Genomic DNA, 14532 nt, shown 5'->3' with positions numbered 1-14532 from the left:
GAGATGGAGGCCGAGCTGGGGATCGATTCGATCAAGCAGGTCGAGATTTTGGCGGCTCTGCAGGCGAAGTTCCCTGGGGCTCCGGAGATTCCGGCGTCAGAGTTGTCGAACCTGCGCACGTTGCAGGATGTGGTCGACACGATCGCTGACTTCGCTGGTCCGGTGTCTGCGGCTGCTGGGGCTGCGCCTGCTGCGGTAGTGGCTCCGGCTGGTCCGCCGGCGGGTGAGGTTGTGCTGGCGATCGTTTCGGAGAAGACGGGTTATCCGGTTGACATGCTCGGGTTGGGCATGGAGATGGAGGCCGAGCTGGGGATCGATTCGATCAAGCAGGTCGAGATTTTGGCGGCTCTGCAGGCGAAGTTCCCTGGGGCTCCGGAGATTCCGGCTTCTGAGCTGGCGAACCTGCGCACACTGCAGGACGTCGTCGACACCGTCTCCGGCTTCGCGGCCGGCGGCCGTACCGAACAGCCTGCGGCAGTGCAGCACTCGGCCCCGTCAGCGGCGGTCGGTCTGTCCTGCACCGAGGCTGAGCTTCGCGCGGCACCGCCGAGCGGGCTGGCGATGGCAGGGCTGCGCGACGGCGTCGTCTTCATCACCCGGGAAGACCCCGGCTTCGCCGAGGCTCTCGCGCGTTCGCTGAGCGCTCGCGGGCTGCAGGCGCAGGCTGTCGACGAGGCGCCTGCCGAAGCGGGTGCCGTCATCAGCCTGGCTGCACTGGCGCCGGCGCGCACACCCGAAGACTGTGTGGCGATGCACGTGCGCGCATTCCACGCAGCGCGCAGCGTGGCCAAGAGCAGTGCACACACCCGGCTCTTCGTCACCGTGCAGTCGACCGGTGCCCGGTTCGTCGCAGCGGATGTGCCGGTCGGTGTCGCCAGCCTGGTGAAGACCGCCGGCTGGGAGTGGCCCAACGCCTCGGTTCGCGCCATCGATATCGAGAACCTGGATGCCGAACGGTTGGCAGCCGAACTGCTCGAAGGCGGCAGCGGTGTCGAGGTGGCACTGCGCGCCGACGGCACCCGCCTGGTCGCCGTCGACGACATCGAATCGTCGGTCGGCCAGGGTGAGGTCATCAGCGTCGCCCCGGGCGGCGTGGTCGTGGTCACCGGTGGAGCGCGTGGTGTGACGGCAGAGTCGGCGCTGGCGCTGGCGAAGCGTCATGGTCTGCGGCTCGCCCTTCTTGGTCGCACGCCGTTGCGTGAGGTCAGCGCGAACGAGCCGTCCGGGACCACAGCCGCCGAGATCGCCACCGCACTGGCAGCATCGGCGCGGGCTCGCGGCGAGCAGCTGACCCTGCCGCAAGCACGGGCGCAGGCCGAGAGCATGCTGGCCGAGCGGGAAGTCCGCGCTACCTTGTCTGCCGCCGAGCAGCAGGGCACGCCGGCGCGGTACTTCGCGGCGAGCATCACCGATCGGTCTGCGCTGGACAGCGTGCTAGACGAGGTACGGCAGAACTTCGGGCCGATCGTCGGTGTTGTCCACGGTGCCGGTGTGCTGGCCGACAAGCGTCTGGAAGATCTCGACGACGATGGCTTCGTCAAGGTGTTCACCACCAAACTGATTGGTGCAGAAGCACTTCTGGACGCGACGTTGTCCGACGAGCTGCGCTTCATCTCGCTGTTCTCCTCGATCGCGGCACGGGCAGGAAACCCCGGGCAGTCCGCGTACGCGTCGGCCAACGCGGCATTGGAGGCCATCGCGGCCCGAGAGTCCACGCGCCGCAACGGTGAATGTGTGGTTCGCGCCTTCGGGTGGGGGCCATGGGACGGCGGAATGGTCGACGCGACGCTGAAGAGCCGGTTCCTCGCCGGCGGTGTCGGTGTCATCCCGATCGCCGAGGGTGCGCAGTTCTTCGCCGAGCACGCGCTGTGCCGCTCGTCGGCGACCGCCGTCGTGGTCGCAGCCCCAGCGGAGCCGCGGTTGCGCGCTGCGCGCCTGGAGTGGGAGGTGTCGGCCGAAGATCTGCCGGTGCTCACCGATCACCAGGTGCGTGGCCGGGTGGTGGTGCCGGTGGTGATCGCGCTGGACGCAATGCTGCGTGCGGCGCGTGGGCTGGTCGCCGATGCGTGCCCGGTCGTCCGCGACTTCCAGGTGCTATCGGGGGTCACCTTCGCCGAAGGTGAACGGCAGTCTCTCACCATCGATTTCGAGCCGGCCGGTGCGTCGTACACCGTCTCGATCAATGATCGTGAGGGCCGGGCGCGTTACCGCGCCACCGTGGACACGGCCGCCGTCGCGTCACCGGAAGTGTCGGTGCCGCAGGTGTCGGGGTCGGCGTGGCCGATAAGCGTCGACGAGGCGTATGCCGGCGCGCTGTTCCATGGGCCGCAGTTCGCCGTGATCGAGCAGCTCGATACCTACGGAACTGCCGGTGGCACAGCGACTCTGAAGAGCCTGGACCAACTCGGCTGGCCGAAGAACGGCTGGGCGATCGACGCCGCCGGCATCGACGGTGGGCTGCAGCTGGGCATTGTATGGGCGAATGCGCAGGGACGTCCCTTAGTGCTGCCGATACGGATTGGCCGCGTTGTCCTGCACCGTGCCTTCGGTGACGGCAGTATCGGGCGTTGCCGGTTGGCGGCGCATCCGGTCAACGACAAGCGCGTCGACTTCGACATCGCGTTCGAGACCTCCGACGGTGCGCCCGTCGCAGTGCTCGAGGGCGTCGAGTTCTACGCTGCAGGCAATGCAGCGGATACCTCGGCATGAGCGAATTCGACCCCGTTGCGATTGTCGGGCGCAGTTGCGTACTGCCGGGTGCGGCCAGTCCTGAGGCGCTCTTCGACGCGACAATGGGTGGACGCTGCCTGCTGACGCCGACCCCGCGCGATCACTGGCGTGGGGTAGACCCCGAAAAGCTGAAGGCCAGCGACAAGCTGGGGCTGCGGGTGTCTTCGGCGACCGGCGGTCATGTCGAAACGTCATTCGACCTGACCCAATTCGCCGCGCGGATACCGGATCTCGACAAGCTCGATCCGATCGTTCCGTGGCTTGCCCAGTGCGCACAGCAGGCTCTGGGCGGGCCGCTCGCGGCGCCGCGGACCGGTCTGATCGTCGGCAACCTGTCGTATCCGAGCACCATGGGCACTGCGTTTGTCGAGGCCGTGTGGACGGGCGAAGGCAACGACGATCCGCGCAACCGTTTCTCGTCAGGGCTGCCGGTGCACCTGGTTGCCGGGGCAATGGAGATGAACGGCCCGGTCTATGCGCTGGACGCGGCGTGCGCGTCATCGCTCTATGCCATCAAACTGGCATGTGATGCGTTGCATGATGGCGACGCTGACGTCATGCTCGCCGGCGGCGTCAACGGTTCGGATGACCTGTTCCTGCATCTGGGTTTCACGTCGCTGCAGGCGCTCAGCCCGTCGGGTCGGTCTCGCCCGTTCCACGCGGAGGCTGATGGCCTGGTGCCCTCACAAGGTGCTGCGCTGGTCGCGTTGAAGCGCCTGGAAGATGCCGAGCGCGGCGGTGACCAGATCCTGGGTGTGATTCTGGGAGTTGGGCTTTCGAACGACGGACGCCAGAGCGGCTTCCTGGCGCCGGCGGTGGGTGGCCAGACTCGTGCCATGACATCGGCCCTGGAGCAGGCGGGGCTGACGCCGGCCGACATCGACTATGTGGACTGCCATGCCACAGGCACTCCGTTGGGCGATGCCACCGAGCTGCAGAGCATCGCAGCGGCCTACGGCGACGTTCCGCTGAAATTGGGTGCGTTGAAAGGCAATCTGGGCCACAGCATTACGGTGTCGGGCGCGGCCAGCCTGGTGAATGTGCTGTCCGCCATGCAGGCATCGACCATTCCGCCGACCTTGTGCGAGAAGCCGACCGACAAGCTGGGTGATACGCCGTTCACGTTGATCACCACCCCCACGCCGTGGGAGGGGCCTGTCAAGCGCGCAGCCGTCAGCAACTTCGGTTTCGGTGGCAACAATGCGCACCTGATCGTCGAGAATTACCGCGGGCCAAGGCCTTCGGTTGCTCGGCAGCAGCTGCCGACCGACGAGATCGTCATCTGCGGGCTCGGTGTGGTCACGGGTGATGCACGCGACGCGGAGGCGTTCCGTCGCCGAGTCTTCGGACCTGAGGCGCAACCTACCCGACTCGATGTCATCGAGCTCGACCTTGCGGGGCTTGGTTTTCCGCCCAAGGAGCTCGCCGGCAGCCTGAGTCAACAGACTGTGATGCTGGCCGCCGCGGCGCAGGCGCTGAACAACGTGACCACGGATCCGGAACGGACCGGGGTGTTCGTCGGCATGGGGTGCGACGCCACCATTGCCCGGCAGCGGTTGCGGGTGCTGAACACCGACGACGATCGGTGGTTGGAGGCCAACAAGGAGGCTGCTCCGCAGTTGACCGCCGACGGCGTGATCGGCACCATGCCGAACATTCCCGCCAACCGCATACACGCGCAGCGCGATTTCCGCGGGTTCGGTTTCACCGTCTCCACCGAGGAACTGTCCGCGGTCACCGCATTGCAGATCGGCATCCGGGCGCTGCGGCATCGCGAACTCGACACGGTTGTCGCGGGCGCGGTCGATATGTGTTGTGAGCCAGCGCATTCGCGGGCCGCCGATGCTCTCGACTCTGATACGAGCATGGGGCACGGCGACGCAGCTGTGGCGTTTGTTCTCAAGCGGCGGGCCGATGCCGAAGCCGCGGGTGACGAGATCATCGCCGTGATCGACACCGACGATGAACCGATCGCGACGGATCCGAACTTCGCGGAACGACGGATCGGCCGCACGCATGCGGCCAGCGCCGCCGTGGAGATCGCAGCGCGTGCCGAGGCAGTGCGGGCACGCGTGCGGGTGGACCAGTCCGGTGCCCAGCCTGCACCGGGTGGCACCACCGCTGCGGTCTGGATCGAGGCGTTGGGCGGACATGCCGACGGCATCACGGTGTCTGCGGCCGATGGAGCGCCCAAGCCGTTGGCGGTTGGCGTCGTTCCGGTGTCGGAACGGTATGCCGCCGATAGCAGGGCTGATCTGCTGAGCCGGATGCAAGGCGGTGAACCGGGCGGAAATGGGCCGGTGCGTTGTTCGTTGGTAGGCGATAGCCAGGCCACGTTGGACACGCTTCGGCAGCAGGCAGTGCAACGCCTGGAACGTGGCGAGGTACCGGTCATCCCTGGTATCGCGTTCGCCGAGGCCCCGATGACCGGGGAGTTGGCGTTCACGTTCACCGGTGCGGCTGCGGCCTACCCGGGGGCTGGGCGCGATTTGTTGTTCGCGTGGCCCGAGATTGGCGACGCGCTCACGGCACGCCTTTCCGGCGTCGGCGAGCTGGCGCGCGCTCTGCACGGTGCCGGGATCAAGACCCTCGATCCACGTACCCAGCTGACGGGGTGTGCTCTGGTCTGTCAGTCGCAGGCGGAGTTCTCTCGGAACGTCCTCGGGCTCAAACCAACGGCGGCCATTGGCCTTTCGTCGGGTGAGACGAATTCGCTGTTGGCCTTTGGGGTCTGGCGGGATCTGGAACCCATGCTGGGCGAGATCGAGGCGTCGGGTATGTACGGCGACGAGCTGACCGGCGAATGCCGAGTGGCTGCGGCCGACTGGGGGCTGGGGAATCAACCGGCTCCCTGGGAGTGCTGGCGTATCACCGCGCCTCGCGCGGTGGTCGAAGCGGCGCTGGCTGTTGAGCCGCGCGCCTACATGACCATTGTTCAGGCACCGGATGATTGCGTCATCGGCGGCGACCCCGCGGCGTGCCGACGGGTGATCGACGCCGTCGACGGCGCAACCGCGATACCGCTCGGCCTGGACATGGTGATCCACTGCGAAGCCATGGCACCGTTCGCTGATACCTGGCGCAACATCCACACCCGGGAGACGCACGAGGCGCCGGATATCCGGTTCTACACCAACGCCGTCAACCGTGCCTATGTGCCGACCCGGGAGGCGGCCGCTGAGGCGATCACCCGGCAAGCCCTCGAACCGATCGATTTTCCCGCGACGATTCTCCAAGCATGGGAGGACGGCGTTCGGGTCTTCGTCGAGCACGGGCCCCGCGCGATCCTGACCGGAGCGGTGTCGAAAATCCTTGGCGATCGGCCGCATCTGGCGGTCGCGCTCGATGCCCAGGAACGTCGTGGGCTGCGGGCCTTGGCCGAAAGCGTGTGCAAGCTTTGGGTTCACGGGCTGCCGGTCGATGTCGATGCGTTCGACGCACGGATCAAGCAATTGCGTGAGCAGGGTCAGGCGGCACCGTCGGAGAACGCCCGCAAGCTGACGCTTGCCGCCCATTGGCCGGATATCGTCTCGGTCCCCGAGGCGCCAGAGAATGTTTCGACGCCAGAGCAGTCCCGGAATGTACCGACGCCGGTGGCGTCCCGAAGTGTAGCGACGCCCGAGGCGTCCAAGAATGGAAGTGCGCCCATGCCCAAAGTGGACCACGGAAGTGTTCAAGTCATGCCGCTCGCGCCGGCCCAGCCCGCGCCGCTGGCGGTCGCCCAGGAAGTCGTCCAGGAAGTCGTTGTCCAAACCGTGCCGGATACGACGACCGTGGTCGCCAGGTCGGTTGCCCCGGCAGCTGCGGCGGTCAGCGATCAGACGGCTGCGGCGTTGAATCTCGTTGCCTCGGTGAGTAATGCGCATACGACATTTCTCGAGCGGCAGGCAGAGGCTCACACGTCGTTCCTGAAATCGCGCGGCGATCTTCTCGCGTTGGTGTCGGGACGACGGGGCTCGATGTCGGTAGTCACGGCCAGTGCCCCAACGGTTTACGCGCCTGCGCCCACACCTGTGACGACCGCGCCAGCACCTGTGACTAGCGCTCCGGCACCGGTGGCGCCCGTGCCCGCGCCGATGCCGCCGGCCCCGAGTGCACCGCCGCCACCCCCGCCGGCACCCCCGGTTCCGCAGTCACCACCGCCACCGCCGCGGGTGACGTCCGCACCCACACCTGCACCGAGCACACCCGCACCCACACCGAGCACACCGGCGCCGAGCAAGCGGCCGGCGCCGGTCAAAGAGCCACTGTGGTCCCGCGCGCAGCTGGAAGTCCTTGCCGGCGGCAAGGTTTCGGAGGTCATGGGGCCGAAGTTCGCCGAGTACGACCAGTACGAGCGCCTGGTCCGGATGCCCGAACCGCCACTGCTTCTCGCCGACCGGGTGATGAGCATCGAGGGCGAGCCCGGCACCATGGGCACCGGCTTAATCGTCACGGAAACCGATGTCGACCCCGACGCCTGGTATATCCACAACGGCCGGATGTCGCCCGGTGTGGTGATCGAGAGCGGGCAGGCCGACCTGTTGCTCGCCTCGTGGCTCGGTGCGGATTTCACCAACAAGAGCGAACGCGTCTACCGCCTGCTCGGGTGCGACCTGACGTTCATGGGCGAACTGCCCATGGGTGGCGACACGCTGCACTACGAGATCCACATCGACGGTCACGCGAAAACCGGTGACACCCGGCTGTTCTTCTTCCATTACGACTGCTACATCGGCGACCGGCTGATGATCTCGGTGCGCAATGGACAGGCCGGCTTCTTCTCCGATGCCGAGCTGGCGGAGTCCGACGGGGTGTTGTGGGATGCCGCCGACGACGCCCCGCGCGAGGGCGCGGTCCGCGACGAGCCGGCCGTCATCACCGAAAAGCGTTCCTTCACCAAGGAGGACGTGGAGGCCTTCACCGAGGGCCACGCGTACCCGTGCTTCGGCAGTGGATTCGAGCGGGCAGCCGCCCACACCCGGACGCCGTCGCTGCCGAAGGGCAAACTGCGACTGATCGACGAGATCGCCGAGTTCGATCCCAACGGCGGGCCTTGGGGCCGTGGCTATCTGCGCGCCACGGCCGCGGTGCCGAAGGACATGTGGTTCTACGACGGGCATTTCAAGAACGACCCGTGCATGCCCGGTACGTTGATGGCGGACGCGGCCACCCAGGCCCTGTCCTTCGCGATGGCCGCTTACGGGTTCACCATCGAGCGCGATGGCTGGCGGTTCGAGCCGGTGCCCGACGATATGGCGCGCTTCGTCTGCCGCGGGCAGGTCACCCCGGACGCCGACCACATGCTCGACTACGAGGTCTTCATCGAGGAGATCATCGACGGGCCGACGCCGACGGTGTTCGCCGCATTGCTCTGCCGCAGTGACGGTTTCAAGGTGTTCCACGCCCGGCGCTTCGGTATGCGCCTGGTTCCGGACTGGCCGATGCCCCCGGGTGCGCCCGGTCCGGTGCAGATCCTGGCCGGTACCAATGATGTTCGTGGCGATCAGGGCGCCCTGTTGGCGTGCGGTCGCGGTATGCCGTCGGATGCGTTCGGTGCTCTGTACGCACCGTTCGACGGCACCCGCCGGGCGCCGCGTCTGCCCGACGAGCCGTACCACTTCATGTCGCGGGTGCTCAGCGTCTCCAGCCCGCCAGGGGTCCCGACCAAGGGCGGCACCGTCGTCGCCGAATACGACGTCCCCGAAGGCGAGTGGTATTTCGGCGACGCCCACGTCGATGCGGTCCCGATGCCGGTGCTGATCGAAATCCTGCTGCAGCCCTGCGGCTGGCTGTCGTCGTACAACGGATTCGCCGCCAACCGCCCCGACGACGTGGTGTTCCGGAATCTCGACGGCGGCGAGGTCGTCCAGCATCGGCCCGCGAAAGTCGGGACGCTGCGGGTGACATCGACCCTGGAGCGGTTCGCCGACGGCGCCGGCTCGACGATCGTGTTCTTCGATGTCGTCTGTACCCAGGATGACGAAGTGGTCATGACCATGAAGACGGCATTCGGGTTCTTCAGCCCCGAGGCGCTGAAGACCCAAGTCGGACTGCGGATGAAACCGGGTGTGCTGGAGGCACTTTCCGAACCGGCTCCCGTTGCATTGTCGTATCGGGCGCCGGAGCTCGACGGCGCGCCGTGGCTGGACCAGGGCCGGCTTCAGGTGCTCGACCGGGTGAAGTTTTGGCCGGATGGGGGAGAAGCGGGTCTGGGCCGGCTGGTCGCCGAGTACGACGTCACCCCCGAAGCCTGGTTCTTCAAGGCCCACTTCTTCCAGGACCCGGTGCAACCCGGCTCGCTGGGGCTGGAGGCCATGCAACAGGCGGCCCGCGCGGCTGTGCGGTTGTCGGGATTGGCCGGAACGGGCGACGATTTCGAGTTCGAGCCCGTCGCCCTGGATCAGACGTTCAGCTGGAAGTTCCGCGGCCAGGTGACACCGACAAACAAGCAAACCAAATCCGAGATCGAAATCCTGTCCACCCAAAGCGATGACCGGGGTGTGCTGGTGGTGTTCGACGGCCGGTTCTGGTGCGACGATCTGTGCATCTACGACACGCACGGGATGGGCGTTCGCGTCATCCGCAAGACGTCATGAAGGGCATCATCCTCGCGGGCGGCTCAGGTACCCGCCTTCACCCGATCACGCTCGGCGTCTCCAAGCAGTTGATCCCTGTCTACGACAAGCCGATGGTGTACTATCCGCTGTCTACACTGATGCTGGCAGGCATCCGGGACATCTTGGTGATCACGACGCCGCACGACGCAGACAGTTTCGAGCGGCTGCTGGGTGACGGATCGCAGTTCGGAGTATCGATCACGTTCGCTCAGCAGCCGTCCCCGGACGGGCTGGCTCAGGCGTTCACCATCGGCGCCGACTTCATCGGGAACGACAAGGTCGCACTGGTGCTGGGCGACAACCTGATCTATGGGCCGGGAATGGGCACCCAGCTCAAGAGCTTCAACACCATCGACGGTGGGGCGGTCTTCGCCTACTGGGTGGCCGAGCCTTCGGCGTATGGTGTGGTGGAATTCGATCCCGGCGGAATGGTTGTGTCGCTGGAGGAGAAGCCCAAAAAGCCGAAGAGCAATTATGCGGTACCGGGGTTATATTTCTATGACAACGACGTCATCGAGATCGCCCGGAACCTCTCCCCGAGTGATCGTGGCGAGTACGAGATCACCGATGTCAACCGCGCCTATCTGGAGCAGGGCCGATTGCGGGTGCAAGTGCTGCCGCGTGGGACCGCATGGTTGGACACCGGGACCTTCGACCAGATGACCGACGCCGCCGACTATGTGCGCACCATGGAGCGGCGGACCGGTTTGAAGATCGGCGTTCCCGAGGAAATCGCTTGGCGGCAAGGCTTTCTCGCAGACGATGAGCTGCGCGAGCGAGCTTTGACGATGGTTAAGTCCGGCTATGGCACATATTTGTTGGATCTGCTTGAAAGGGGTGCCTAGTGGCTCGGCTTCTCGTCACCGGAGGCGCCGGTTTCATCGGCTCCAACTTCGTGCGCTACGTGGTCAACCACACCGACCATCACGTCACGGTACTGGACAAACTGACGTACGCGGGCAATCGCGAGTCGCTGGCTGACCTGCCTGCGGCACGGGTGAACTTCATCCAAGGCGATATCGCAGATGCCGAGTTGGTCGACAGTCTGGTAGCGACGGTCGACGCAGTCGTGCACTACGCCGCCGAGACGCACAATGACAACTCGCTGAGTCACCCGGAACCGTTCCTGCACTCCAACGTGATGGGTACGTTCGTTCTGCTCGAGGCAGTTCGCAAGCACGGCAAGCGGTTTCACCATGTCTCCACCGACGAGGTCTACGGCGATCTGGAGTTGGATGATCCGGCTCGGTTCACCGAATCCAGCCCATACAATCCGTCGTCGCCGTACTCCTCGACCAAAGCCGGCAGCGACATGCTGGTGCGGGCGTGGGTGCGGTCCTACGGGGTGGCCGCGACCATTTCGAATTGCTCCAACAACTATGGCCCGTACCAGCACGTCGAGAAGTTCATTCCGCGGCAGATCACGAATATCCTGTGGGGCATTCGTCCCAAGCTGTACGGCCAAGGTCTCAACGTCCGTGACTGGATTCACGCTGACGATCACTCGTCGGCGGTCTTGAAGATTTTGGAAGAGGGCCGAATCGGTGAGACGTATCTCATCGGCGCCAACGGCGAGAAGGACAACAAGACCGTCGTCGAATTGATCATGGTCTTGATGGGTCAGGATGTAGACGCGTACGACTACGTCACCGACCGCAACGGCCACGATATGCGATATGCGATCGACGCGACAAAACTGAGCACCGAACTGGGGTGGCGTCCTCGGTACCGCGACTTCGAGCAGGGCCTGTCGGTGACCATCGATTGGTATCGTGACCACGAGAACTGGTGGGCGCCGGCCAAAAATGTCACAGAGGCGTTCTATGCCCGCCTTGGGCAATGAGCGAGCTCGGCCCGCGTGGGCAATGACGGACAGGAAGCGCAAGCAATGACCGAACTCGGTAAGACGTTGCAGGCCACGGAAACACCCATTCCGGGACTGACAGTGTGGGAACTGCCCGTTCACGGTGACAATCGTGGGTGGTTCAAGGAAACCTGGCAGCGCGAGAAAATGGTCGCCGCCGGAATGCCGGATTTCGGCCCGGTGCAACAGAACATTTCGTTCAGCGAAGCGGCTGGGACGCTGCGCGGCATCCACGCCGAACCCTGGGACAAGTTCGTCTCGGTCGCGAGCGGTAGCGTTTTCGGGGCGTGGGTCGACATGCGGTCCGGTCCGACGTTCGGGACGGTGTTCACCACGGAAATCGATCCATCACGCGCGGTCTTTGTGCCTCGCGGAGTGGCGAATTCATTTCAGACACTAGAGCCGAACACCTACTACACCTACCTCGTCAACGATCACTACTCGCCTGACGTCAAGTACCCGTCGATTAACCCCGGGGACGAAAACCTTGGCATCGAGTGGCCGATTCCATTGGAGCAGGCGGAACTTTCGGCGAAGGACCGCGCTCAAGGGAGCCTGGCCGAGGTCATCCCTGTGCTGCCGCGTAAGACCCTGGTCCTTGGCGCCAGCGGGCAATTGGGCCAAGCGCTGCGCACCGCGTATGCCGATGCACCTCACGTCGAATTCGCCGACCGCACCGACCTGGATCTGACCTCTGATGATCTTGGTGCTGCCCGTCGTTGGCGGGACTACGGCACCATCATCAATGCCGCGGCCTACACCGCTGTCGATGCGGCCGAGACCGCCGAGGGACGCGTCGCGGCCTGGGCTGCCAACGTCACCGGCGTTGCCGCGCTGGCGCGGATCGCCACCGCTCACGGCATCACCCTCGTGCATGTCTCCAGCGACTATGTGTTCGACGGCACGGCGACGCAGCCATACCGCGAGGACGACGCGCTGGCCCCGCTTGGCGTATACGGACAGACAAAGGCCGCCGGCGATCAGATCGTGGCTACCGTGCCGTGCCACTACATCCTGCGCACGTCGTGGGTGATCGGCGAGGGGCGAAACTTCGTACGCACCATGCTTTCTCTCGCCGAGCGCGGCGTGGATCCGTCTGTGGTCAACGACCAATTCGGCCGGCTGACGTTCACCTCGGAACTGGCTCGGGCCATTCGGCACCTCACGGAAACCGCGGCGCCGTATGGTACCTACAACGTGAGTGGAGCGGGGCGGGCCAGTTCGTGGGCGGACATCGCGCAGCGCACGTTCTCGCTGTCCGGCCATGACCCGAGTCGCGTGAGTGGAGTTTCCACCGCGGCGTACTTCGGCAACGCCAAGGGGCCGGTGGCACCGCGTCCGCTCAACAGCGTTCTGGATCTGTCGAAGATCGAGTCCACGGGATTTGTGCCCGCGGACGCTGACGCGTTGCTTGCGGACTACGTGCAGCTGGAAGCCCGCGAGACCGCCGGGTCCGCCGTCACGTAGCCAGCGGTTGCTCAGGCGCCCATCGCGTGGGCCATGGCCACGACGATGGGGCCGAGCAGCGGCAGCGCCACGTTGGAGAAGGCGTAGACGATGGTGTACGCCATCAACGGGGTCGCGTTATCCCGAACTGCTTGACCAGCGCCACCGCTTGCGGCCCTGACGACTGGCCGACCGCGCAGATGAACACTGCCAGGCCCATGGTCTTGATGACGTCGGCTGCGGGCGGGTCGTACTGACCTAATTGCCGTATAGATGTAGGACCCGCGCCGCTGTTGTGGCGACGTCGCCGCTGAGCTGCACGATGGGCGGACCGCCGCGCTGATGAATCACGTTGGCCAGCACCACGACATAGGTGTCGGACTGCGCATCGATCCACAGCGATACCCCGGTGAAGCCGGTGTGGCCGAAGCTGCCGATGGGAAAGACCATGCCGCGCGGCTTGGACAATTCCGTATCGATATCCCAGCTGAAGCCTCGCAGATCTTGTCCCGCTATCGCCGGATAGTTCGGTGCGAGGAGGGGATCTGTTGTGTTGGGGGTCTTTTCGATGGCTTCACGGGTGGCGTTGTTGGCCGCTTCGAGCTGCCCGGCGGTGTGTCCGGGTTGTTGCGGGGTGGTCATCAGTCCCACAGTCGACTGCTTGAGCGGGAACAGGCTGGGGCGACCGGCGAGGCGGTCGAGTAGGGCTTGGGCATAGCGGCCGATGTCGTCGACCGTCGAGAAGACACCGGCACTGCCGGCTACGCCGCCCATGCGGCGTGCGGTCGGATCATGCACGGTACCGCGAATCAGGTGATCGTAGTTGGGGTTGACGCCGGGAGTGTCTTCGTCATGGGCCGTCGGAGCTATGCGCGTCAACAGGTTGGTGTTCCAGGAACCCGGCAGGCAGGGTGCGTTCACGGTTTTGTCCAAAGCAATTGCCGTACCAATGATTTGGTGTGGGCCGCATGCCTTGACTGCGGGCAGATAGCGGGTGTCAACCATGCCCAGCGGTGCAAAGACGTTGTCCTGCACGTAGGTATCCAATGGTTCGCCGGTGATCTTCTCGATCAGTGCGCCGAGGATGATGAAGTTGATGTCGGAGTAGTGGAACCCCTGGCCGGGGTCGAACTCCAGCGGCGCGGTGAGTGCCCGATGAATGCCATCCGCCTTATCCGGCGCCGTCACGCCCCACGGGCCCTGGTGGCTCAAATCGCCACCGGTACCCGAGGTGTGCGTGAGCACCATACGCAGCGTCACCTGTGCCCGTCGTGGATCGTTGGTGGTGTTGAATTCCGGCATGTACGTCTGCACGGGCTCGTCGATACGAACCAGGCCCTTCTCGTACAGCTGCAGAAAGGCCACCGTCGTTGCGAGGGCTTTGGTCACCGACGCCAGGTCGAAGATGGTGTCCGCGGTCATCGGTTCGGCGGGTGCAGGCCCGCCGTCCAGTCCAGGTTCGTCGGGCAGCTTGCGCCAGCCGTACGGCTGCCGGAATACGACCGTTCCGCCGTGCCCGATCTGAACCACCGCACCGGGAAGCCGGTGTGCTGCAACGGCTTCGTTTACCAGCTGGCTGACCGGCGCGAATGGCCCAGAGGGGACGACGCTCGGTGTAGGGGTTTCCGGAGCGGCACCCGGTGGTGGAGCCGACGTATGTCCGCATGAAGGCGCCGCCGCGACGGTAAGCAAGAATGCGGCACAGACCCGGGCGATGCGCGATTCGGACACCTTCACCTGATCGACGGTAGCCGTGTCCGGGGTTGGTGCGCTGGGGTCCCTTTCGGCGATGCTCCTCGGAGGCCATCAGCTTTCCTTGGCTTCAAAGAAAAGCTGACCGGATTAAATCGCATGTGCTACAAGATAGCCGTGCGTCCGCGGCGCTGGGCGCCA

The 14532-nt window shown here is 65.4% G+C and carries 6 protein-coding genes; 5 read left to right on the top strand and 1 reads right to left on the bottom strand.

The features are described 5' to 3' along the window. The 5 genes from M2432_RS25490 to M2432_RS25470 form a co-directional block, all read left to right on the top strand. Nucleotides 1–2709, top strand: a 2709-nt coding sequence (locus M2432_RS25490) for an SDR family NAD(P)-dependent oxidoreductase (protein ID WP_280829627.1), incomplete at its 5' end; no start/stop codon positions are given. Continuing rightward, nucleotides 2706–9308: a beta-ketoacyl synthase N-terminal-like domain-containing protein gene (locus M2432_RS25485; protein ID WP_280829626.1), complete on the top strand. Its 6603-nt coding sequence runs from the start codon at nt 2706–2708 to the stop codon at nt 9306–9308. The genes M2432_RS25490 and M2432_RS25485, both read left to right, overlap by 4 nt. Then, nucleotides 9305–10174 (top strand): glucose-1-phosphate thymidylyltransferase RfbA, encoded by an 870-nt coding sequence (gene rfbA, locus M2432_RS25480; RefSeq protein ID WP_280829625.1) that lies wholly within the window; start codon nt 9305–9307, stop codon nt 10172–10174. Before M2432_RS25485 ends, rfbA begins: the two co-directional genes overlap by 4 nt. Continuing rightward, nucleotides 10174–11172 (top strand): dTDP-glucose 4,6-dehydratase, encoded by a 999-nt coding sequence (rfbB, locus tag M2432_RS25475; RefSeq protein WP_280829624.1) that lies wholly within the window; start codon nt 10174–10176, stop codon nt 11170–11172. The genes rfbA and rfbB overlap by 1 nt, the downstream gene beginning before the upstream one ends. Nucleotides 11173–11217: 45 nt before the next feature. Continuing rightward, a complete protein-coding gene (locus M2432_RS25470) occupies nt 11218–12660 on the top strand; it encodes a bifunctional dTDP-4-dehydrorhamnose 3,5-epimerase family protein/NAD(P)-dependent oxidoreductase (protein WP_280829623.1) in 1443 nt (480 codons plus the stop codon). A 237-nt stretch (nt 12661–12897) separates the two neighbouring features. On the opposite strand, the gene M2432_RS25465 is transcribed toward M2432_RS25470, so the two are convergent. Next, nucleotides 12898–14376, bottom strand: coding sequence for a serine hydrolase domain-containing protein (locus M2432_RS25465; RefSeq protein WP_280829622.1), 1479 nt, complete (start codon nt 14374–14376; stop codon nt 12898–12900). Nucleotides 14377–14532 lie beyond the last annotated feature (156 nt).

The organism is Mycobacterium sp. OTB74, from assembly GCF_029892685.1.
In the GTDB taxonomy this organism is placed as follows: Bacteria; Actinomycetota; Actinomycetes; order Mycobacteriales; family Mycobacteriaceae; genus Mycobacterium.
Note: the sequence above shows the minus strand (reverse complement) of the source record. Positions and strands in the feature narration are given on the sequence as shown.